Here is a 20457-nt window from a genome sequence, read left to right on the forward strand (position 1 = left end):
CGCGCCGATAGCATTCGATCACTTATTGGCCCGACTCATCCCCCTGGAGTGACGATGCCCCGACCCGGCGACCTGGTGATCGGTGGATACACGCCCGACACGGAGGGATCGGGCCCCGGCCTGACGGTGGCCCGGCCGGACGCGGAGGGGCGGCTGGAGCCGGTGGCCGAGACGGCCGTGTCCGGGCCGTCCTTCGTCACCGGGCACCCCCGCCTGCCGCTGCTCTACGCCGTGCTCGAACGCGAAGGAGAGGGCGGGCTCGCGGTCCTCGCCGCCGGTGAGGACCGGGCCGCTCCGCGCCTGCTGGCCGAGCACCCGAGCGGCGGGTCGCTGCCGTGCCATCTCGCGCTCGACGACCGGGCCGAGTGGCTCGCGATCGCCAACTACGGCGACGGGACCGTCACGGCGTACCGGCTGGGGGAGGACGGCATGCCCGAGCCCGGCCCGCTGACGTTCCCGCACGAGGGCCGGGGCCCCCACCCCGAGCGGCAGGAGGGCCCGCACGCCCACATGGCCGTCTTCGGTCCCGACGGCGTGCTGTATGTGACCGACCTCGGCACCGACGAGGTCCGCCGCTTCCTGCCCGGCATGCGCCCGCACCCCGAGGGTTCCGTACGGCTGGCCTCCGGCAGCGGCCCCCGGCACTTCCTGCACCACGAGGGTCACTGGTACGTCACCGGCGAGCTCGACGGGACCGTGCGCGTCTACGACGCCTCCTGGCGGGAGGCGGGGACGGTCCGCGCGAGCGGCGCCGAGGGGGAGAACCTGCCGTCCCACCTCGCCCTGTCTGCCGACGGCTGTCACCTGTACGTCGCCAACCGGGGGCCCGACACCGTCGCCGTCTTCGCCGTCGACGGGCCCCGGCTCACGATGGTGGCCGAGGCGCCCGCGGGGGGCCGGTGGCCGCGGCACTTCGCGATCGACGGCGACCGTCTCTACGTGGCCTGCCAGCGGTCGGACGTGGTCGTCGCGCTGGGGCTGAAGGAAGGGCTGCCGGAGCACGGAGGCCAGGCGCTGGCCGTGGGCACCCCCTCGTGCGTGCTCGTCCGCTGACCGGCCCCGGCGGGCGGGACGGTCAGGGGACGCGGCCGACGCCGCCGACGATCCACACCCGCTGGGCCCTTGCGACGCTCTCCTTCGCCTCCGGCCGCCACTGGCGGATGTAGACGAGGCCGGGCTCGACGAGCTCGGTCCCGTCGAAGAAGCGCAGCACCTTCTCCCTGGTCCGCGGCACCTCGTCGGCCCGGGCCACGATCTGGCGGAACAGCTCCACGAGCGGTCCGGCCAGCTCGGGACGGGTGTCGAAGACGGCGTGGCCGACGGCGAGGTAACTGCCGGGGGCGAGGTGGTCGCGCAGGTACGCCACGCACTTGTACGGCTCGGCGGAGTCCGGGAGATACTGCAGCCGGGCGGGGATCAGCAGCCCGACCGGCTGCCGGAAGTCGACGAGCCTGAGCATCTCGGGGTCGGCCAGCATCTCCGCCGGGCGCAGGATCGAGCCCTTGACCACCCCGGTGCCGGGGGTGCGGGCGAGCAGGGCGCGGGCGTGGCTGAGCACCACCGGGTCGTCGTCCACGTACACCACCCGCGCGTCCGGCGCGAGCTCCTGGGCGACCTCGTGGGTGTTGCGGCGGGTCGGCAGCCCCGACGCCACGTTGAGGAACTGCCGCACACCCTGGTCGACCAGGAAGCGGACCACCCGTTCGAGGAACGTCCGGGTGTCCACGGCCATCGTCTTCACCTCGGGGGCGATGGCCATCAGGCTCTCGGCGAACTCCCGGTCGGCGGCGAAGTTGTCCTTGCCCCCGAGCAGGTAGTCGCTCATCCGCGCGATGTTGGCCCGGCTGGGGTCGAGGCCCGCCACCTTGGCGGTCCACGAGTCGTCCGGTTCCCGGCCCCCTGAGCCCGCGCCACCCATGTCAGCGCCAGCCATGTCTGGGCCGCCCGAGTCCGGGCCACCCAGTTCCGCGCCGTCCACTCGGCCTCCCTCGCTCCGGATCAACCAAGATTGATTATTCCGGTAAGTTCGTTGTGTCGGATGCCGATCACTCTGGAAAACCGCGAAAACCTTTAATCCCACCAGAATGACCAGGCGTTGCTACCCACGAGCTGTTCGGCGTAGTCGGCCAGTGTTCCCGGCCCCTGCAGGACGCTGTCGGGGCAGAACGTCCAGTGCTCCGCCGCGACGTGCAACGCGTGCGCCGGAGTCGCGGGCGGCGCGGCGACGCTGAGATCGAGCGTGTTGAACCCCATGCCGACGACCCGCGCCCCGAATCGTTCCTCCCAGCTGCGCACGACGGCGGCCAGCGGCACGGTCCACTCGTTGTGGTGCAGCGCCCCCTGCCAGCCGATCGCGACCATCGCGTCGGCGCCGCGGCCCACCGCGGTCAGGCCCAGGAGCGTCATGCGCTCGGCGATCACGTCGGCGTACCAGTCGGCCACCACGTCGGGGTCGGCCACCGGCGCGGCGGGCGGCGCGGGCCCCGGGCACTCGGCCCCGTACGGCGCGAGGTAAGCCTCGTGGCCCAGCAGCAGGTCCTGCCACGCCTCGGCCATGAACCCGGCCGCGCTGAAGTAGTCGACCTGGTCGGGCGAGTCGGGGGCGATCTGCCCGGCCGCCCAGGGCTGCACACCGTCCTCCAGCAGCACCGGCCACAGGCCCGATCGGGGGTGCTCGGCGCGCAGCCGGGCCCACAGCCCGGCGGGCACCGGCTCGTCGCTCAGCCAGAACGACGGGCGGTGATGGGTGCGCATCCTGTCGTAGTCGGGGTCCGGCCACACGAGGGACCCCGACGGCAGGTCGGCGGACAGCACCCGGCCGTCGCCGCCGTCGCCGAACAGCAGCTCCAGACCCGTGGGGAGCCGCCGACGCTCGTGAACCGACATGCGCCAATAATGTCGGACCTGGCCCCGGCGCGTCCCGCCAGGGCGATCATTATGCGATGTCGAGCCGGCCCAATCCTTCAGCGAGAACCTTGGTCGTCAGACGCGTACGGCTGTCGCAGCCCAGCTTCGCGAAGATGTGCTCCAGATGGGTGGTCACGGTGCGCACGCTCAGCACGAGCGCGGCGGCGATCTGGGGGTTGGAGTCGCCCCGCGCGACCCGGGTCAGCACCTCGACCTCCCGGGTGGTCAGGTCGTACGGCAGCACGCAGGGGCGCTCGGCGACGACCGCGCCCTGGATCGAGCCGTGGAAGCCGACGCCGGCCCGGTGCAGGCGCATCTCCCGCCACTGGCCCGTGCCGTCGAGCCACAGCCCGCGGCGGGACAGCTCCCGTGAGTCGATGAACTCCCGCGCGAGGTCCGCCATGGCCGGCTCGGCGGCGAGGGCCCGTGAGGGCGGCCAGCCCGCCACGTCGCGCCGCCGGCCGCCGCGCTCGAACGACAGCGCGTGGAAGCCCGGCGGCAGGCCGAGGGGATCGACCACGCAGCGGGTCACGTCGGTGAGGTGGGCCAGGGCGGGCGACACCGCGCTGATCACCGCGGGCGCCTCGGGCGGCAGGTCCGCGCGCGAGCCGACGTGCAACAGGCCGGTGTAGCGACCGCCGGTCAGGAACAGCGGCGTCGTGATCCCCGAGCGCCAGCCGTACGGCTCCAGATGACGGCGGAAGTAGCGTTCGGTGCCGGGAGAGCCCATGACGACCGGTGCCCGTGCGGACATCGCCCGGCGGTAGGCGTCGAGCCCGGCGTACTCCTCGGCCGCGTCGTCGTCCACGCGGGTGTAGCCGGCCGAGACCAGCGAGCGGTGCCGGCCGGTCGCCGGGTCGAACGCGACGAACTCGTAGGCCTCCACGGGAATGACCTCGCCCAGCGCGGTCATCGCCCCGTGCGCCCCCTGCCGGGCCACCTGGAAGCCCAGCTCGGCGACCGCGTGCAGGCCGCGCGCGCTGAGGCTGATTGGGTTCATCGATCCCTCCACGCTCAGACTGCCCGGTAAAGATCCCGCGAGCAATACGTAAAGTCTCCGATGCCGACGGCGGCCCCGTTTCCTACCCTCACCCGCAACACCACGGAGAGGCGGAGCACAGTGCGGGTCACGAGAAGCCGGGCGGCCGCCCTCGCCGCGGCCGCGGTCATGCTGAGCGGCGGCTGCGGGGGATCCTCGTCCGGCGGCGCGAAGGGCGCGGACGCCGACCGTTTCTCCGTCGCGCTGACCGAGCCCGACCACCTCACTCCCGGCAACACGTCCAGCGACTACTCGATCACCGTGCTCGACACGCTCTTCGAGACCCCGGTCTCCATCGACGCCGCCAGCGGCAAGCCGGTGATGCGCGCGGCCGAGTCGGTGACCAGCACCGACCAGAAGGTCTGGACGATCAAGATCAGGCAGGGGGGCGCGTTCGGCAACGGCGAGCCCGTCACCGCCCAGAGCTTCGCCGACTCCTGGAACGCCACCGCGTACGGCCCGAACGGCTGGACCAACAACTACTACTTCGCCAACATCGAGGGCTACGACAAGCTCAACCCTGAGAAGGGCGACCCGTCCACCGACAAGCTGAGCGGCCTCAAGGTGGTGGACGACCACACCCTGGAGGTCACGCTCACCGCGCCGTTCAGCCAGTTCCCGATCACGCTCGCGTACATCGCGTTCGCGCCGATGCCCAAGGCGGCGTTCGCCGACCTCAAGGCGTACGACCAGGCGCCCGTCGGCAACGGGCCGTTCGTCCTCGACGGCGCGTGGGAGCACGACCGGCAGATCAAGGTGAAGCGCTCGCCGGCCTACAACGGCGAGCGCAGGGCGAAGGCCGGCGCGGTCACCTTCAGGATCTACGCCGGCCGCGACACCGCCTACACCGACCTGCGGGCCGGCCGGGTGGACCTGCTGACCACGATCCCGCCGGCCAGCACGGCCGAGGCGCAGCGGCTGCTCGGCGACCGGTTCCTGCGGACCCCCGACGGCACGATGGACTACCTCGGCTTCCCGACGTTCGACAAGCGGTTCGCCAACCGCGACCTGCGCCGGGCGTTCTCGATGGCGATCGACCGGAAGGCCATCGTGGACGCCGTCTACGACGGCGCGTTCAAGCCGATGGCGTCGCTGCTCGCGCCGCTGGTGCCCGGCTACCGGGAGAACGCCTGCGGCGAGGCCTGCGCGTACGACCCGGCGAAGGCCAAGGCGCTGTTCGACCAGGCCGGCGGGTTCAGCGGCACGCTGACCCTGTGGTTCTCCAACGCCGACCCCAGCTACGAGCAGTGGATGACCGCCGTCGCCAACCAGCTCAAGCAGAACCTCGGCATCTCCGACATCAAGCTGCGCAAGGTCCCAGCCTCCGACTACCTGTCGTCGCTGCGCGAGCGCAAGGAGGACGGCCCGTACCGGAACAACTGGGTCATGGACTACCCCAGCCCGCAGGACTACCTGGAGTACATGTGGGGCGCGGGCAACCGCATGGGCTGGGAGAACAAGGAGTTCGACGACCTCATCAAGCAGGCCAACTCGGCGCCCGGCCTCGACGCCAGCCTGCCGCTCTACCAGAAGGCCGAGGACGTCGCGCTCGCCGAGATGCCGATGATCCCGCTGTGGAACTGGCAGAACCAGGTCGGCTACTCCACCCGGATCAGCGGCGTGAACGTGACCCCGTACAGCAAGAACCTCTACGCGATCAGCGTGAAGCAGGGGTGACGGGGGAGTGAGGTACGCCGCGCGGCGGCTGGCGCAGGCGGTCCCGGTCTTCGTCGTGACCACCTTCCTGATCTACACGATGGTGTTCGCGCTGCCCGGCGACCCGATGCTGGCGCTCGCGGGCGACAAGCCGGTGCCCGAGCAGGTCCTCGCCGTCATGCGGCAGCGCTACCACCTCGACGAGCCGCTGCTCGTGCAGTACGGCCACTACATGCTCGGGGTGTTCCACGGCGACCTGGGGGAGACCTTCACCGGGCAGCCGGTGAGCGAGCTGCTCCAGGACCGGTGGGCGGTCACCGCGCAGCTCGCGCTGACCGCCTGGGTCTTCGAGCTCCTTGTGGGGATCGGCCTCGGCGTCCTGGCCGGCCTGCGCCGGGGCGGGGCCGCCGACACGGCGGTCCTCGCCGGCACCACGTTCGTCATCGCGGTCCCGGTGTTCGTGGTCGGCTACACGGCCCAGATCGTGCTGGGCCTCAACCTGGGGCTGTTTCCGACCGCGGGGACCGACGACGGCTGGCCGGGGAGCTACCTGCTGCCCGGCATGGTGCTCGGCTCGTTCGGCCTGGCGTACGTCGCCCGGCTCACCCGCACCTCGCTGGTGGAGAACCTGCGCGCCGACTACGTCCGTACGGCGACCGCGAAGGGGATGGTCCGGCGGCGGGTCGTCGGGCTGCACGCGCTGCGCAACTCGCTGATCCCGGTCGTGACCTTCCTCGGCGTCGACTTCGGCAACCTCATGGCGGGCGCGGTCGTCACAGAGGGCATCTTCAACCTGCCCGGGATCGGCCAGCAGGTGTTCCAGTCGATCCAGCTCCAGGAGGGCCCGGTCGTCGTCGGCGTCGTCACCCTGCTCGTCATGGTCTTCATCGCCGCCAACCTCGCCGTCGATTTGCTGTACGGCGTGCTCGACCCGAGGATCCGCCGTGCTCGCGCGTGACGCCTGGCTGGAACTGCGCGGCCGGGTGGTCTTCTGGCTCTCCGCCGCCGTCCTGCTGGTCGCGTCGGTGATGGCGGCCTTCCCCGGCCTGTTCGCCGCCCTGGGCCCGAACGAGCGCTGCGACCTGCGCATGTCGAAGCGCGGCCCGCAGAGCGGCGCGCTGTTCGGGTACGACCTGCAGGGCTGCGACTACTGGTCGCAGGTCGTGCACGGCACCCGGGCGTCCATCGTGGTCGGCGTCGCGGTGACCGTGTTCGCCCTGCTGATCGCCATCGTGCTCGGGCTCGTGGGCGGGTTCTACGGGGGCCTCGCCGACGCGCTGATCTCCCGGACCACCGACGTGTTCTTCGGCATCCCCTTCGTGCTGGGGGCGACGGTCGTGCTGGTGGCCTTCCCCGACCACGGGATGTGGGCGATGACGCTGGTCCTCGTCCTGCTCGGCTGGACGACGATGACCCGCCTGATGCGCGGCCAGGTCATCGCGATCAAGCACATGGACTACGTCGCCGCCGCCCGCATGCTGGGCGCGAGCGACCGCAGGCTGATGGTCCGGCACATCCTGCCCAACGCGGTCGCGCCGGTCTTCGTGGTCGCGATGCTGAACGTCGGCAACGTGATCGCGGGCGAGGCGACGCTCGACTACCTCGGCGTCGGCCTGCAGTACCCCGACGTGTCGTGGGGCCTGCAGCTCAACACCGCGCAGACGTTCTTCGCCGAGCACCCGCACCTGCTGGTCTTCCCGGCGCTGTTCCTCACCACGACCGTGCTGAGCTTCCTCATGCTCGGCGACGTCGTCCGCGACGCCCTCGACCCCCGCCTCCGCTGACCCGTGCCTACGCCGACCCCCGCCTGCGCCGACGCGCGCCTGCGCCGACTCGTGGCGCACGGCGCGCGAGCCGGCACCGCACACCGCCCGGCACCGACCGCTCGGGCGAGCCCCGGGACCCGGGCCCCGGAAAAGGCCCGCATGCCCGAGGGCTGCCCGAATCGTCAGCGGGGGAGTGGGTTGTCCGGCCTCGGACGCCGCAGCATCCATTGCCGGAAACTGCGGCGGGGGCCCTGGCTATCGCACGGTGATGCTGCCCGGGCCGACCTTCCCCGTTACGTGGACGCGCAGCCGAACCGGCGTGCCGGGGGCGACACGCGTGCGATTCTGTACGCTGCCACTGCCCACCGCCACATCCTCGACATCCACGAGGACGTCCGGCGGAACCACCAGCGTCACCGATCCGCTGCCCACCGACGCCTCGATCTCCAACGTGGGTGACGTGATGACGGCACCGGTGAAGTCGAGAACGACGGATCCGCTCTTGCACTCGACCTGCATGCGCTGCGGCACCACCCAATCGCCGTCGCGCTTCGCGCTCGCGCTGCCGACCGCGATCCGCGTCAACTCCTTCGGAAGAGTGGCCGCGACACCACGCGCCAACGCCGGTCCGGCCCCTGGAAGGTCCGTGAGCAGCGCGTCGAGCTCCCCGTACGTACGCGCCGTCAGCGCCGCTTCGAGCCGTGCGTCCAGCTCGCCCGCGCTCAACCGGCCGTCTCCGGCGGCGACTCGTAGCAGCTCCACGACCTGCTCTCGATCCTTGTCAGACGCGCGCAGCTCGCCCCGACCGGGCGTCATTTCACCAGACATATCTTCACTGTAAGGATGTGGCCGTTCCCCGTCGCCGGGCCTGTGGAGCTTTAGGGGGGACGTTAGGGGTGCCGGCCGCGGTGGGTCGGGAGCGTCCGATACTGCGGGCTCTTTCGTGTGCCGGATTATAGTCGAATCGGTTCCTGCGCCCGTCGATGAACATTTCATCCTCTGCCGGTGAGTCGATCCGGCCGCAGGTCGTCCGTTACCGCAGGCCCACAGCCACGAAGCCCTGGCCCTGGCCGTCGAAACGGTTCGCGATCTCCTTGACAGGTTTCCGTCTCGAATCGATTCAATGAGACCGGCGGAGACGCTGCGGTTTCCAGGACACGGCCTGTCCCGCCATCCCCACCCCTTCCGTCGAAGGAGCCACGAGTGAACATCGGATTCAGCCGGCGGCACAGGCGCCGCCGCGGCCTGGCCGCGCTGCTGTCGGCCGCGGCGCTCGTCGCCGCGTCCGTCGTCGCGACCGCCGGGCCGGCCCAGGCGGCGGACGAGTCGATCACGGTCAACTTCTCCGCCGGGAGTGGTTCCCCCACGTATCGGGCGTCGGGGTGGATCTATGGCATGACGGAGAACGGCGCCAACCCGCCCGACCACTTCTTCACGGACGTGAAGTACCGGTACATGCGGGCGGGTGGTGCCCAGCTGGACGGTCCGGGCGGGTGGGTGTCGGGCAAGTACGACCGGCGGTGGAACGCCACCCGGGCGCAGCTCCTGCGCACCAGGTCGCTGGGCGGGGAGTTCGTGCTGCTGGTGCACGACCTGTGGGGCGCCGACGGCTACGCGATCTCCCGCTTCCCGGGCGACAACGGCAACTGGACCGACTACGACAACTTCCTGACCCGCCTGATCAACGACGTGCGGGCGACCGGTGTCCCGGTGCAGTGGGATCTGTGGAACGAGCCGAACATCACCCTGTTCTGGAACCGTACGCAGTCGCAGTACTTCGAGATGTGGAAGCGGGCCTACCAGCGCATCCGGGCCGCGTTCCCGTCCCACCTGATCGTGGGGCCGAGCTTCGCGGGCGTGCCGTCCACGGGCGGCTGGTGGACGCAGTACCTCGACTACGTCAAGGCCAACAACGTCGTTCCCGACATCGTCAGCTGGCACTCGCTGCCCGGCGACCCGGTGGCGAACGTGGCCACCGCGAACACCAGCCTCGGCTCGCGGGGCATCGCGCATCCGCGCCCGTACCAGATCAACGAGTACGGCGCGTCGAACGAGCAGAACCCGGCCGACGGCGCGTGGTACATCGCCCGGCTGGAGCGGGCGGGGGCCGACGGCCTGCGGGCCAACTGGGCCGGCGGCAGCAACCTGCACAACGACCTGGCCAATCTCCTGACCCACAACTCCGCCGGTCAGTACTCGCCGAAGGGCGAGTGGTGGGTCTACCGCTTCTACGGCTCCCAGACCGGGCAGATCGCCTCGGTCACCCCCAGCTCGAACTACGACGCCTTCGCCACCAAGGCGAGCGGGACCGCCAAGATCCTGGTCGGGGGCGGCCGCACCACCGGGAACGTGGCGGTCAACCTGCAGCGGCTCGACACCACCAGCGGTCTGATTCAGAACAACCAGGTGCGCGTGCTCGTCGAGCGCGTCCCCTACAACGGCGGCGGCGCCGTCACCGGCCCGGTGACCGTGCAGAACACGGTGGTGACCCTGTCGAACAACGGCACGACCGTCAACCTGCCGCACACCGCCGTCGACGACACCTTCACCATCACTCTCCTGCCCCCCGACGGCTCGTCTCCGTCCCCGTCACCCTCCCCGAGCAGCTCGCCGTCACCCTCTCCCAGCGCCTCGCCCTCGCCTTCTCCGAGTAGCTCGCCGACTCCGCCGCCCGGGGCGTGCTCAGCGACGATCAGGACGGTCAACAGCTGGGGTGGCGGGTTCCAGTCCGAGGTGACGGTGCAGGCGGGCAGCTCGGCGGTCAACGGCTGGACCGTGAAGTGGACCTGGCCGAGCGGCCAGAGCATCAGCAGCCTGTGGAACGGCCGGCAGAGCACGTCCGGTTCCTCGGTGACCGTCACCAACGAGTCCTACAACGGCTCGATCGCGGCGGGCGGCTCCACGACCTTCGGCTTCACCGCCAACGGCAACGCGGCCACCCCCAACGCCACCTGCACCAGCCCCTGACCCCGCTCGGGCCGGCAGCTCCAACTTGGACCAGGCAACCGAACGCTACTATCCGTGCGCGGATAGTAGCGTTCGCGTGTGAGCCCTGACACTCCAAAGCCCGGTTACGAGCCGGGGGCCTTCGACCTCGCCAGGGACGCGGCCCCGGGCCTGCCGGTGACGCTGGTCGAGCGCTGGCGCGCGGGCGGCAGGACCGTCGCCGATGCGCGGCGGCTGCTCGGCGAGCACGTGACCACCGGATACGCCGTCGTCTCCGACTCGGCCGGGTTGACCAAGATGAGCCGGACCCTCGGCCTGCTGGAGGTGCTGGCGCTCATCGACGGCCCGAAACGCCTCCTGCACGCGTACGGAACGGCGGCGGGAGGCCGGGCGGTCGGCGTCTGGGCGGCGGACAACGCGCAGATGTTCCATCCTGCCTCGACCGGCGCCGACGTGCTGCTGTCGGCCCTGCTGCGGACGCAGGACGAGATCGCCCGCCGCTGCCGGGTCCGGATCGGCGTCGGCGTGCACCACGGGAACTTCTACGACCTGGACGGCGGCCTGCACGGCGCGGAGGCCGAGGCCGTCGAGATCCTCGCGGAGAACCACACCGAAGGCGGTGAGATCGCGGTGACCGAGGCGGTCGCCGAGCGGCTGCCGGCGGGCCATTCGTTCGTCCTGCGCAGGAAGGACGTGCCGGGTGTCCCCGGTGGTCCGCTGCGGGCCGTCTACCGGGTGCTCGACGGCCCGCGGGCCGCCGCCGAGGCTGTCCCCGATGACGGGGAGCGGTATCCGATCCCGTATTCCGCCGCCTTCTACGAGGACCTGCTGGGTCTGGAGCGCGACCCGGAGAACGCAGGGCTCGCCGCGACACTGGCCGAACGGCACCTTCGCGAGCGAACGGTGGTCCTCGCCGAGCGCGGAGAAGCGGAAGCCGGTGACCGCGGCGTCGTGGCTGAATCCGTGACCCAGTCCGTGACCCAGTCCGTGGACGGGTCCGCCGCCGGCACCGGGGACGGGGACGGCGGTTCCGAGGCCGCGATCCTGCGGGAGCTGGACCTGTCGGTCGCCATGCGCGAAACCGGGCTGCGTCTCCTGCCACCGGTGGGCACCGTCGAGATCAAGGTGGCCGGCCGGCTGGGCATCTACCTGTTCGACGAGCCCACCGCCGCGGCACGCTTCGCCCGCGACCTGCGGGCCGCCCTGGCCGAGGCCGGGATGACCTGCCGGATCGGGGTGGACACCGGTCCGGTGCTGGCCGGGCCGACGCCCGGCGGCGGGTGGGACGTGGCCGGCGCGCCGGTGAACCTGGCGTCCAAGATGGCGCAGGACCTCGCCGCTCCCGGGCTGGTCTGCCTGAGCGAGGCGGTCGGCGCGCACGCCGGTCCGGACGGGTTCACCCTCGTCCGGCACACCGTCTCCGGCGTGGACATGGCCTTCTATCAGGGCTGATCGCCCACCAGCAGGCGGTCGAGGACGCGGACGCCGAACTCCGGGCCAGGGACGGGGACCCGGCTCGCGGTGTCGGCCGCCGGCTTCACGTGATGGGGAGACCGTGGGCCCGCAACGTGGTGTCCAATGCCCTGACGTGGGCGCTGGCCGCCCAGGGCTGCAGGCCGGCCCGCGCATGGGTGATCTGATGGGCGAGGCGGGCCGAGGTGTGCTGCGCGGCGATGTCGGCCGCCTCCGTCAGCCGCGCGACGGCTTCCGGAATCTCCCGGGCGAGTGTCAGCGCGGTGGCGTACTGGGCAAGGGCGAGCCCGCGGTCGGCCTTGAAGCGGGGGTCGAGCCCGGCGAGGGTTCTCCGGGCAGCGGCGACCGCCTCGCGCGGCTGCCGCAGCCGGACCAGCGACATGACCGCCTTGGAATCCAGCATCGAGGGCGAGATCCAGTACAGGCGCTTCTCGAAGGCCGCCACCGTCTGCACAATCCTCACCGGCGGTTTTCGCCCACCGGCAGGCCAGGCTTCGAAGTCGTACAGCCGGGCCTCACGTACCGAGGCGGTGCCCGCCGGGCCGAGATCGCTGACCAGACTCACGACCTCGGCGGCCGTACGGCCGTGCGCGAGCCGGTAGAGGCGCAGCGGGCTCACATTGTGATCGAGTGCGAGGACGTCGGCGATCTGGTCCCAGGTGAATCGCTTCGCCCGCAGTTGGGTACTTCGGGCGCGGGTGCGAAGCAGCACGCGGTAACCCTCACCTGACATTCACGCACCTCCGCCACCTGCGATTTCGCAGCCCGCTGAAGGAGCCCCATGCCACGCCAGGCCCGTCTCATCGACGCCGTCACCGAAAAGCCCGCTGTCGCGTTCGTGCCGCCGCAGTGTGAGCAGGATTTTCCCCTGGCCACTCCGGGTGAAGTGCCTCCCGTGCACCTACACGCGATGATGGAGATTCCACCCGGCCGGCTGATCTGGCGGCGTACCTTCATGGGCACGCTCGACCAGATCCCACATGCTCGTCACTTCGTCCGGTTCCTCCTGGCCGATGCGTGGCGCCGGGAAGATGCCGCGCTTATTGTCACCGAACTCGCCGGCAACGCCGTCCGGCACACCGGCAGCGGCAAGCAGGGCGGCACCTTCATCGTCGAGGTCACCCGCACGCGGGACAGCGTCCGTGTCGCGGTCCACGACTGCGGCTGGGGCGGCATCGCCCGATTCGGCACGTCCCTCCGTGCCACAGCCGAGCGCGGCCGTGGCCTGGCCGTGGTGACCGCCCTCGCGGACAGCATCGGCTACGAGGGTTCCGATGCCATAGGGCACCTCGTCCATGCCACGCTGGTTGATCCGGAAAAGCCGCCCTCCCCGGTGCTGTGAGAGAGCCGCTCCCGCTCATATCGGTTACCGATATCCAGCCTGCTGAACACAGTCCTCCGCGCCGTGCTCGGAGTGCCCACCCTAATTCCAATGCTGACCGGCTGCTGGTGCGGGCAGGTCGTCAGGCGGCCCGAGTGACGGGGCAACTGTTACGTTCCGGGCATGAAAAGAGTCCCATTCACCGGTGGTGAGAAGGAAAGCCTCCAGGCCAGCATGGACCGGCATCGCGACGCGGTGCTGTGGAAGGTCGAGGGCCTGGACGACGAGGCGCTGCGACGCCCCATGACCCCGTCTGGGACGAACCTCCTGGGCCTGGTCAAGCATCTGGCGGCCGTCGAGTACTGGTGGTTCGCCGACGCGTTCGGGCAGGAGCACGAGGAGCTCCCGTTCGACGACGATGACGAGGACGCCGACCTGCGCGTCGACCCCGGCGAGACCACGGCCGACGTCCTCGCCTTCTACGCCCGCGCCCGCGCCTCCTCGGACGGGGTCATCGAGAAGTTCGGCCTCGAGGACCTCGGCACCAACGAGCGCGGCGAGAGGATGACGCTGCGCTGGGTGCTCATTCACATGATCGAGGAGACCGCCCGGCACGTCGGCCACATGGACATCGTGCGCGAGCTCATCGACGGCGCGAGCGGCGACCACCGGCGCGCCTAGGCATCTGTCACGGTAGTTCGGCCGGCTGATCGCCCACGAGGAGGCGGTCGAGGACGCGGACGCCGAACTCCAGGCCCTCGACGGGAACCCGCTCGTCCAGCCCGTGGAACATGCCGAAGTAGTCGAGGCCGGGGGGCAGCAGCAGCGGCGCGAAGCCGTATCCCCGGATGCCGATCCTGGCGAACCACTTGGCGTCCGTGCCGCCGGTCATCACGTACGGCACGGGCCTGCCGGTGGGGTCCTCGGCGAGCAGGGCGGCGGTGAGCTCGTCGAACAGGCCGTCGGCGGGGGAGGAGACGGCCTCCTCGAAGCTGACGAACTCGCGGGCGACCTTCGGGCCGAGCAGCCGGTCGATCGTCTCCAGGAACTCCTCGCGCTGTCCCGGCAGGAAACGGCCGTCGACGTGGGCCTCGGCCGTGCCGGGGATGACGTTGACCTTGTAGCCCGCGTTCAGCATCGTCGGGTTGGCCGAGTTGCGCAGCACCCCCTTGAACAGGGCGGCCGCGCGGGGCATCCGCTCGATCTCCTCGTCCAGCCGGTCGACGTCGATCGGCCGGCCGAGCGCCCGCGACAGCTCCTCGATCAGCCGGGCCACCTCGGGCGTGAGCCGTACGGGCCAGTCGTGGGCGGCGACGCGGGCGACGGCGGCGGCCAGCTCGGCGACGGGGTTGTCCACGGCGGGCTTGGACCCGTGTCCCGGCACGCCGCGGGCGGTCAGCCGCATCCACGCGGTGCCGCGTTCCCCGACGGCCACCGGATAGACGCGCACGTCGCCCTCGTACCAGGAGAAACCGCCGGACTCGCTGATCGCCTCGGTGCAGCCCTCGAACAGGTCGCGGTGCCGCTCGATCGCGTGCCCCGCGCCGTACTCCCCGGTGGCCTCCTCGTCGGCGAGGAACGCCAGCACCAGGTCGCGCCGGGGCCGCACGCCACGGCGCGCGTTCTCGCGGGCCCAGGCGAGGGTCATCGCGAGCGTGCCCTTCATGTCGACCGCGCCCCGGCCGTGTACGCAGCCGTCGTCGATCTCCCCGGAGAACGGGTGCATACGCCACTCGGCGGGGTCGGCGGGCACGACGTCGAGGTGCCCGTGCAGGAGCAGCGCGTCGGGGCTGTCGCCGGGGATGCGGGCCACCACGCTGGTGCGGCGCGGCGCCGACTCGAAGACGACCGGCTCGATGCCGGCCTCGGCGAGCAGTGACGCCACGTATTCGGCGGCCCGCCGTTCGCCCGGGCCGTCACCCGATCCGTCGTTGGTGGTGTCGATCCTCAGCAGCTCCGAGCAGATCGTCGCGACCTCGGTCATTCCTTCTCCCCGTTGTGCAGCGTCAGCGGCGGGACCTCGGGCGTGGGAAAGCCGAAGACGATCCCGTAGAACGCGAGCTCCGCCTCCAGCGCCCGGACGATGGTGTCCTCCCGCCGCCACCCGTGCTGTTCCCCCTCGAAGGTGAGGTACGCCCACCGGTGGCCGTGCCGGGCGAGCGCGGCGGCGAAGCGCTCGGACTCGGCGGGATCGACCACCTTGTCCTCCAGCCCGTGCAGGAGCAGCGCCGGGCCCGACGCCCGCGCGGCGTGCCGTTCCGGCGACCGGTCGAGATACCGGTCGCGGGTCTCGGGCAGCGGGCCGATCAACCCGTCGAGGTAGTGCGACTCCAGGTCGTGCGTCTGCGCCGCCCAGCGCTCGGGGTCGGAGATGCCGTAGTGGGACACCGCACCGCAGAAGACGTCGCTGTGGACGAGTGCGGCCATCGAGGTCCAGCCACCCGCGCTGCCGCCCCTGATCGCCACCTTCTCCGCCCGCCCGGTGCGCAGCAGCCACCGCGCCACGGTCTCGCAGTCGCGTACGTCGACGACCCCCCAGTTGTGCCGCAGGCGCTCCCGGTAGGCCCGGCCGTACCCGGTGGAACCGCCGTAGTTGACCTCGGCGACGCCGATGCCCCTGCTGGTGAAGTAGGCGATCTCCAGGTCGAGCACCGGCGCCGCCGACCCGGTCGGCCCGCCGTGGACGAACACCACGTACGGCGCGGGCCCGCCGCCGGGCGGGGCGTACAGGTGGGCGTGGACGCCGTCGACGGTCACGGCCTCGGGCGTGGGCAGTTCGGCGTCGCCGGGCACGGGCTTGCCGGGGGAGAGCACCTCGTGCCGCCCGGTCTCCAGGTCGACCCGCACCACCTCGTACGGCCGGTGCGGCGAGGCCGCGACGCCGACGACGCAGGAGCCCCGCGCCGACAGCGTGGGCGCCCAGAATGTGTAGCCGCCGCCGACGTCGCGGATGGCGGCGCCGCCCGAGCCGTTCGGCAGGGGCCGGTCGAGCACGCCGAGCCGCCGTTCGTCGGCGGTGCCGTACACGGCGGCGATCCGCCCGCCGGCGACGGCGAAGAACGTGCCGCCGATCTTCCAGGTGGCGTCGCCGAACTCCAGGGGGACGGGGGTGAGGTCGCGCGTCGTGCCGTCCAGCCCGACGAGGTGGATGTTCCACCAGCCGGTCGGATCGGTGACGGCGTAGAGGCTCTCGGCGTCGCGCCACTCGGCCTGGCAGGTGGACGCGCCGGAGAGCAGCACGCGGTGCGGGCCGCCGGCGACGGGCGCCACGCACAGTTCCGTGGCGTCCCAGGGCATGTCGGGGTGGTTCCAGCCGATGTAGGCGAGCGTGCGGCCGTCCGGCGACACCCGGGGGTTCATCAGGAAGCGGTGGGACGCGACCACGCTGCGGAGGGGGGAGCCGTCGAGCGGCACCACGACGATGTCGCGGTCCGCGCTCCGGGGGCCGCCCCGCTCCCGCACGCACCAGATCTCGTCGCCGCGCACGACCAGGTCGGCGTAGCGGGCGGGGCCCTCGGGGGTGAGCGGGACCGGCTCCTCGCCGGGGGAGCACAGGTAGATCCGGCCGTCCGCCCAGTTGGTGAACACCAGCCGGCCCTCGTGAGCACGCCAGGACCGCCCGCCGTACTCCATCACCCGGTTCCTGGCGTTCCAGCCTTGCGGCAGCACGTCCTCGATCGCGCCCCCGGCCGTGCGCCGCACCACGCAGCGCCGGCCGCCCTCGTGCGGCCGGGGCTCGTCCCACCAGACCTCGTCGCCCGAGATCTCCACCCACAGCGGGCGGTCGTCCACCCGCGCGACGTCCACGGCCCGAATCGTCACCAGTTCCCCCCCGAGTCCGGAAGAGTCGTACCCGGGGGGTGGACGATGTGCACGATCCCCCCACTGCTCGTGCCGCGCAGCCAGACCCTCTCGAAGGCGGCGCGCGGGTAGATCCGCCGTACGCCGTCGTCGTCCGGCGCGGCCGGATCGTTCGCGATCACGTCGCCCTCCGCCGTGAACCCGGTGACGACCATGATGTGACCGCTGGTGGAGTATCCGGCGCCGGGCAGCTCGTGCTCGCGGAACGCCTGGGAGGTGATCACCGGGATCCCGGCGGCGATGAAACGCTCCAGTTCGGCCAGCGAGCGCAGCCGGGTGACGAAGCCGTCCAGCCCGTAACGGCCCGCGTAGGCGACGCCGAACGGCCAGTTGCCCGTGCCCTGGTAGCTGTGGTCGTACATGTCCCTGGCGGCGTGGTCGACCGCCGGGCACGGGTCGCCGGGGGTCACCCAGGCGAGGTCCGCCGGAGCGGGCCCGCGTCCCCAGTAGCCGAGCACCATGGTGAACGACGCGGGGCTGCACCACGACTCGCCGCCGCCGTCCCACTGCGGGTAGTGCCCGAGGTGCGCCTTCTGCGACCGGCGCGGCACATCCAGTTCGATCCCCCGCGCCCCCGGCGCCGAGCCGCCCGGTCCGCCCGGCCGTACGGAGGAGGCCATCACGGCGAGGGACCGCACGTGGCCGCCGCTGCCGTAAAGGGTGGCCCGCACCCGGTACGACGTGACGGGCCGAATCGCGACGAGGGTGTCCACCGTCACGTCGCCGTCGGCGTCCCCCTGGCCCGGCAGGGATGTGCGGTGGACGTCGGCGTCGCTCTCGGCCCACCGGCCCATGACGTACCACTTGGTCAGGGCGCCGCTCACGGTCCGGGCCCGCATCTCGATCTCCAGCCACGCTCCGGGCGGCGTGGCGGCCGTCCACGACGGCACGAGTTCGGTGGCCGGGAAGCCGATCTCCCGCTCCTCGGAGGTCCAGCGGGTGTAGGGCCATTCCCGCTCACCGCCGGGCGCGAACGGGTCCAGGTACTTCGCCGTCCCGCTCTCCTGCCCGCCCACGGACCATCGGTGCAGGACGACGAGGCTCAACTGGGGCTCCGCTCGGCATACAGCAGGGTGACCACCTCGCCGATTGTCGTTTCCGCCCTGACCTGGCGCATCGGATGGTTTACGTATCCGACACACCGGACGCTACGGCATCGCGCGCCGTGCTCCGTCCGGGCCGAGCAGGCGCAGGAACGCGGCGAAAGCGGCGTCCGTACGGCCGCCGTCTCCCATGGCGTCGCGGTCCAGGAGCAGCCCGCGTACGACCGCCAGAGTCGCGGTCGCCAGGGCGGGGGCCGCCTCGCCGTGCTCGGGCCGCAGGCCCTCCTCCAGCACGCCGAGCCAGTCCGTGGTGGCGGCCTCGCGGAAGTCCGGCCACAGGGCGGCCCCCTCGGGCGTGCCGTGCACCATGCCGAACAGCCGGAGGAACGGCGCGCCTTCCGGCCCGGTCAGCGTGCGCCACGCGCGCTCCAGCGTCCGCGTGTACGGCTCGTCGCGGAGCGCGAGGGCCTCCCGGAAGAACGCGAGCTGACGGGTCCTCGCCTGCTGGAGCGCCTCGCGCAGCAACCGCTCCCGGGTGCCGAAGTGATAGATCAGCATGCGCGGCGAGGTGCCGGCGCTCGTGGCGAGGGCGGTCAGGCTCGCGGGCAGGCCGTGGGCGAGGAGGTGGTCGGCGCAGGCGTCGAGCAGCCTGGCCCTGATCTCCGGCTGGGGACGCCGGGGCATCGCGGCCGCCTTTCACGTAACACGCATTACGCTTATAAGCCTACAGTCGCCGGAGGAGGCCGTCGTGCATGTCGTGTTCGTCCACGGAGCCTGCGTACGGGACGGAGCGTGGTGGTGGCACCGCACCGCCGCGATCCTGGAGCCCGAGGGCGTCCCCAGCAGCGCGCCGCCCCTGCCGAGCTGCGGAGAGGGAGGCCATGAGGACGGCGGGCGGCTCCCGGGCACGGACGGGCCGTCGCTGCCCGACGACGTGGCGGCGGTTCGGGCGCATCTCGCGTCCGTCGCCGGTCCGGTCGTGGTGGTGGCGCACAGCTATGGGGGCGTCGTCGTGGCCGAGGCCGTCGCGGGGCTGCCCTCGGTGCGGCACCTGCTGTTCGTGACGAGCTTCCTGCCCGAGCCGGGCGAGAGCCTGTCGTCCTTCGGGGACGGCGGGCCCGCGCCCTATCTCGACTTCGGCCCCGACGGGACGTTCGGCGTACGCCCGGAGACGGCGACGGAGACGTTCCTGCAGGACTGCGACGAGGAGGCCGTCGCGGGGGCGCACGCCCGCCTCGTGCGGCAGACCGCCGCCGTCACCGTGCGGCCGGTCAGCGCCGCCGCCTGGAAGGAGATCCCGTCGACCTACCTCGTCTGCGCCCGCGACAACGGGACGCCGCCGTCCCTGCAGCGCGCCCAGGCGGCGCGGGCGGACCGGGTGGTGGAGATCGACGCGGGCCACCACCCGTTCCTGTCCCGCCCGGACGAGGTGGCCGGCCTGGTCCTGCGCCTCGTCGCCGCCGGATGACGCCGGCTCAGTTGAGCGGGAGGAGGTAGCCGTTGCCGACCAGCCAGCCGATGGAGACCTCGCCGTCCGGGTTGGCCGGCGCGCCGGGGATGTACCGGGCGAGCGTGTGGAACTGCTCGCCCTGGCCGGGCTGCTGGAAGGCCGGGGCCGCCGGGCCGCCGTCGACGTAGAACGGCCGGATCACCCGGTAGACGTGGTAGTTGCACAGGTGGGGATCGCCCGGCACGTTGTTGAGGTTGCTCGGCGGGAGCGCCCGGGCGGGGAACGGCGTGCCGTAGGGCGCGAGGAACGCGCCGGTCTCCCCGCCGAAGCGGTCCACCCGGTAGCCGATCGGCAGTTTGACCTGCGTGACGAGCACGCGCGCGTTGCTGAACCCGCCCGCGTGCGCGAAGCCGGAGTCCGGGGGGAAGCGGTAGAAGTTGGTCACCGGGTTCAGGTAGCGGCGCAGGAAGTCGGCCGGGATGAGGCCGCCGTACCGCCGGTAGCCGGCCAGGATCTTGTCCAGCGGGAAGGTGTGCGGCAGGAACACCGGGCCGAGGAGCTTGTCGTCCTGCACGAACGGCGGCCCGCAGGGCGCGCCCCACGTCGCGCTCCGGGCCGGAAGCGCGGCGGCCGGGACGCCCTTGGCGGATCCGGCCGCGGTCTGACCGGACGCGGCCGAGGTCTGGGCCAGGGCTCCGGTCAGGGCCGCCACGGTGAGGGCACAGGCGGCCAGGGACGTTTTGCGAGAGTAAAAGCGCACGAATTCTCCCGAGAATGCGCACAGAGCATGCGATCTGGACATGTCGCATCAGATCGAGCCTTATAAGGGAAATCCCGCGATCGCTCTGACGCGTGTGAATTCGTGCCTACCCGATCTTCATTCAGGCGCAGCGCAAGGAATTCGCCGCGACGTTCAAAACCCCTGGTGGGCCGATATCCAAAGGCGGACATATGTAGATATCGGCAGATGCGGAGAATGGTGAGACAGTGATGTT

19 protein-coding genes are annotated in these 20457 nt (G+C 71.7%); 9 read left to right on the plus strand and 10 right to left on the minus strand.

The genetic code is table 11. The annotated features are described in order from the left end of the window. The first annotated feature begins 54 nt into the window (after positions 1 to 54). On the plus strand, positions 55 to 1053 hold the full coding sequence (locus tag F5972_RS18635) for a lactonase family protein (RefSeq protein ID WP_150934825.1): 999 nt from the start codon (positions 55 to 57) through the stop codon (positions 1051 to 1053). Between the two features lie 22 nt (positions 1054 to 1075). On the opposite strand, the gene F5972_RS18640 is transcribed toward F5972_RS18635, so the two are convergent. The 3 genes from F5972_RS18640 to F5972_RS18650 all read right to left on the minus strand — a co-directional run bounded on the left by F5972_RS18640 (position 1076) and on the right by F5972_RS18650 (position 3907). Continuing rightward, on the minus strand, positions 1076 to 1933 hold the full coding sequence (locus tag F5972_RS18640) for an SAM-dependent methyltransferase (RefSeq protein WP_225311621.1): 858 nt from the start codon (positions 1931 to 1933) through the stop codon (positions 1076 to 1078). Positions 1934 to 2070: 137 nt separating this feature from the next. Continuing rightward, the gene (locus F5972_RS18645) at positions 2071 to 2886 is read right to left on the minus strand and encodes a DUF4253 domain-containing protein (protein WP_150934826.1); all 816 of its coding nucleotides are present in this window, start codon (positions 2884 to 2886) and stop codon (positions 2071 to 2073) included. Positions 2887 to 2935: 49 nt separating this feature from the next. Beyond that, on the minus strand, positions 2936 to 3907 hold the full coding sequence (locus F5972_RS18650) for a helix-turn-helix transcriptional regulator (RefSeq protein WP_150934827.1): 972 nt from the start codon (positions 3905 to 3907) through the stop codon (positions 2936 to 2938). Positions 3908 to 4027: 120 nt separating this feature from the next. Here F5972_RS18650 and F5972_RS18655 point away from each other — a divergent pair, with 120 nt between their 5' ends. The 3 genes from F5972_RS18655 to F5972_RS18665 are packed head-to-tail and all read left to right on the plus strand — an operon-like array spanning position 4028 to position 7386. Beyond that, positions 4028 to 5623: a peptide ABC transporter substrate-binding protein gene (locus F5972_RS18655; RefSeq protein ID WP_191910197.1), complete on the plus strand. Its 1596-nt coding sequence runs from the start codon at positions 4028 to 4030 to the stop codon at positions 5621 to 5623. A 7-nt stretch (positions 5624 to 5630) separates the two neighbouring features. Next, complete coding sequence (locus F5972_RS18660) at positions 5631 to 6560, plus strand: ABC transporter permease (RefSeq protein ID WP_150934829.1); 930 nt, start codon at positions 5631 to 5633, stop codon at positions 6558 to 6560. Beyond that, the gene (locus F5972_RS18665) at positions 6547 to 7386 is read left to right on the plus strand and encodes an ABC transporter permease (RefSeq protein ID WP_225311622.1); all 840 of its coding nucleotides are present in this window, start codon (positions 6547 to 6549) and stop codon (positions 7384 to 7386) included. Before F5972_RS18660 ends, F5972_RS18665 begins: the two co-directional genes overlap by 14 nt. Positions 7387 to 7623: 237 nt before the next feature. Here F5972_RS18665 and F5972_RS18670 read toward each other — a convergent pair whose 3' ends face one another. Continuing rightward, complete coding sequence (locus F5972_RS18670; RefSeq protein ID WP_191910198.1) at positions 7624 to 8196, minus strand: DUF1707 SHOCT-like domain-containing protein; 573 nt, start codon at positions 8194 to 8196, stop codon at positions 7624 to 7626. Between the two features lie 375 nt (positions 8197 to 8571). Between F5972_RS18670 and F5972_RS18675 the strand changes: the two genes are divergently transcribed. Both F5972_RS18675 and F5972_RS18680 read left to right on the plus strand, forming a co-directional pair. After that, positions 8572 to 10335, plus strand: a complete 1764-nt coding sequence (locus F5972_RS18675; RefSeq protein ID WP_225311623.1) for a cellulose binding domain-containing protein — start codon at positions 8572 to 8574, stop codon at positions 10333 to 10335. 78 nt (positions 10336 to 10413) lie between these two features. Beyond that, entirely contained in the window at positions 10414 to 11766 is a 1353-nt protein-coding gene (locus tag F5972_RS18680) for a nucleotidyl cyclase domain-containing protein (RefSeq protein WP_150934831.1), read from the plus strand. Between the two features lie 85 nt (positions 11767 to 11851). Here the strand turns inward: F5972_RS18680 and F5972_RS18685 are convergent, their stop codons facing one another. After that, positions 11852 to 12520 carry a hypothetical protein gene (locus tag F5972_RS18685; protein WP_150934832.1) on the minus strand — a complete coding sequence of 223 codons (669 nt, stop codon included), beginning with the start codon at positions 12518 to 12520 and terminating at the stop codon, positions 11852 to 11854. Positions 12521 to 12568: 48 nt separating this feature from the next. On the opposite strand from F5972_RS18685, the gene F5972_RS18690 reads away from it, so the two are divergent. Both F5972_RS18690 and F5972_RS18695 read left to right on the plus strand, forming a co-directional pair. After that, entirely contained in the window at positions 12569 to 13129 is a 561-nt protein-coding gene (locus F5972_RS18690; RefSeq protein WP_150934833.1) for an ATP-binding protein, read from the plus strand. Positions 13130 to 13291: 162 nt separating this feature from the next. Then, positions 13292 to 13789: a DinB family protein gene (locus F5972_RS18695; RefSeq protein WP_150934834.1), complete on the plus strand. Its 498-nt coding sequence runs from the start codon at positions 13292 to 13294 to the stop codon at positions 13787 to 13789. Positions 13790 to 13796: 7 nt separating this feature from the next. Here F5972_RS18695 and F5972_RS18700 read toward each other — a convergent pair whose 3' ends face one another. From F5972_RS18700 to F5972_RS18715, 4 genes are all read right to left on the minus strand, one after another. Beyond that, positions 13797 to 15092 carry a M20/M25/M40 family metallo-hydrolase gene (locus F5972_RS18700; protein WP_150934835.1) on the minus strand — a complete coding sequence of 432 codons (1296 nt, stop codon included), beginning with the start codon at positions 15090 to 15092 and terminating at the stop codon, positions 13797 to 13799. Then, entirely contained in the window at positions 15089 to 16930 is a 1842-nt protein-coding gene (locus tag F5972_RS18705) for a S9 family peptidase (protein ID WP_191910199.1), read from the minus strand. Before F5972_RS18705 ends, F5972_RS18700 begins: the two co-directional genes overlap by 4 nt. Then, entirely contained in the window at positions 16927 to 18015 is a 1089-nt protein-coding gene (locus F5972_RS18710) for a C39 family peptidase (RefSeq protein ID WP_225311624.1), read from the minus strand. The genes F5972_RS18705 and F5972_RS18710 overlap by 4 nt, the downstream gene beginning before the upstream one ends. A 102-nt stretch (positions 18016 to 18117) precedes the next feature. Then, positions 18118 to 18696, minus strand: coding sequence for a TetR/AcrR family transcriptional regulator (locus F5972_RS18715; RefSeq protein WP_150934836.1), 579 nt, complete (start codon positions 18694 to 18696; stop codon positions 18118 to 18120). Positions 18697 to 18760: 64 nt separating this feature from the next. Between F5972_RS18715 and F5972_RS18720 the strand changes: the two genes are divergently transcribed. Continuing rightward, a complete protein-coding gene (locus F5972_RS18720; RefSeq protein WP_150934837.1) occupies positions 18761 to 19480 on the plus strand; it encodes an alpha/beta hydrolase in 720 nt (239 codons plus the stop codon). 7 nt (positions 19481 to 19487) lie between these two features. Here the strand turns inward: F5972_RS18720 and F5972_RS18725 are convergent, their stop codons facing one another. Beyond that, positions 19488 to 20222, minus strand: a complete 735-nt coding sequence (locus F5972_RS18725) for a TNT domain-containing protein (protein WP_150934838.1) — start codon at positions 20220 to 20222, stop codon at positions 19488 to 19490. Positions 20223 to 20457 lie beyond the last annotated feature (235 nt).

Source organism: Microbispora cellulosiformans, assembly GCF_008728085.1.
In the GTDB taxonomy this organism is placed as follows: Bacteria; Actinomycetota; Actinomycetes; order Streptosporangiales; family Streptosporangiaceae; genus Microbispora; species Microbispora amethystogenes.